Annotated in this window: 1 protein-coding gene and 1 pseudogene; both read right to left on the bottom strand. The window is 69.1% G+C overall.

Features of this window, described 5'->3' with window-relative positions:
* A pseudogene (locus tag ACTIFU_RS23785) lies at positions 1 to 377 on the bottom strand (hypothetical protein); the annotation flags it as partial.
* A gap of 5 nt (positions 378 to 382) precedes the next feature.
* On the bottom strand, positions 383 to 1210 hold an 828-nt coding region (locus ACTIFU_RS23780), incomplete at its 5' end, for an ATP-binding protein (protein ID WP_439580804.1).

Raw genomic sequence — 1210 nt, 5'->3', positions numbered from 1 at the left:
AGCTTGCGCTTCGCCTTCGCCGCCTCGCTCATGTCCTGGGGATCGAGGCCGAGCGCGCTGTCCACCATCGCCCGGAACATCCCCTTCGAGATCTTCCAGCCGATCGAGACCCCGTGCTCGTCGACCTTGCCGCCCTGCACCGTGAACTGGTGCCAGAACTTGCGCCGCGCATGCGGGCCCGAGACCACCGTGAACTCGGTGTCGAGCATGCGCACGTCGCTGCCGGGCGTGTTCGAGAGCTTGAGCAGGCCGCGGTCGTGCTCGCCCTCGCCATCGGTACCACCCGGGCGCAGCGCCATCGTCACCTTGGCGAAGCTGCCATCCGGGATCAGGTCGGAGTTGCGCGGCAGCTCGGCGTCGTTCAGGTCGAACGTCATCGTCATCACCTCCGGGTTGCGTTGATCTTGCGAAGCAGGGCACCGAGATCGGGCGGTTCGGTCTCGGCGAGGCGACCGGAGCGGTCCTTCGCCGGCAGGCCGAAGCGGTTGGCCGCGGTGCAGACCAGCCGGCGCGCCGTGCCGTGCTCGGGGTCGTGGCGCAGCGCGCCGTCGGGATCGGTCGAGAACAGCGCCATGGTGATCACCTGATCGACGATCCCCGGCAGCTCGCGCCCGGCCTTGCCGCCCTCCATCTGCGGCTGCCAGGTCACACGCCCGAACTCGTCGGCGACGCGTTCGAGGATGCCGACCATGATCACGGTCTTGCCCGGCGCGTGCTGCAGGTGCTTGAGCAGCCCGATCACCTCGCGCGCCATCAGCCCGTAGGCGCCGCGCGTGTCTGGCCGGCCGGTCTTCTCGGAGAACGCCTCCGGCCGGGTCTTCGCCCACGCCATGGCCTGGCGCGTCAGGTCGGTGATGCTGTCGAGAAAGATCGTCGTCTTGCCGGCAATCAGCCGGACGAGATCGGGATGGGCGTTCGCCAGGTGCTGGTGGTGCGCGGCGGAGAAGAAGCCGTTCGGATCCGCCGCCGGGTTCACGCCGCCGATCAGGCAGGCGAGATCGATCGCATCCTCGAAGCAGCGGACCGGGATGCTGTCGCCCGGCCAGTCCTGCACGGACTTCATCCCGGCTTCGAGATCGACGCACAGCGTGGTCGCGTGCGGCAGGGTCGTGACCAGGGTGGTCTTGCCCACACCGCTCGGGCCGAACAGCGCCATGGTGGTCTTGTTGGCCGCCTCGGAGAGCCGCTCGTCGGCGGTGACGATGCGCAG

It is taken from the genome of Elioraea sp. (assembly GCF_051860475.1).
In the GTDB taxonomy this organism is placed as follows: domain Bacteria; phylum Pseudomonadota; class Alphaproteobacteria; order Acetobacterales; family Acetobacteraceae; genus Elioraea.
The sequence above is the reverse complement of the archived record's forward strand: the minus strand, read 5'-3'. Positions and strand labels throughout refer to the sequence as shown.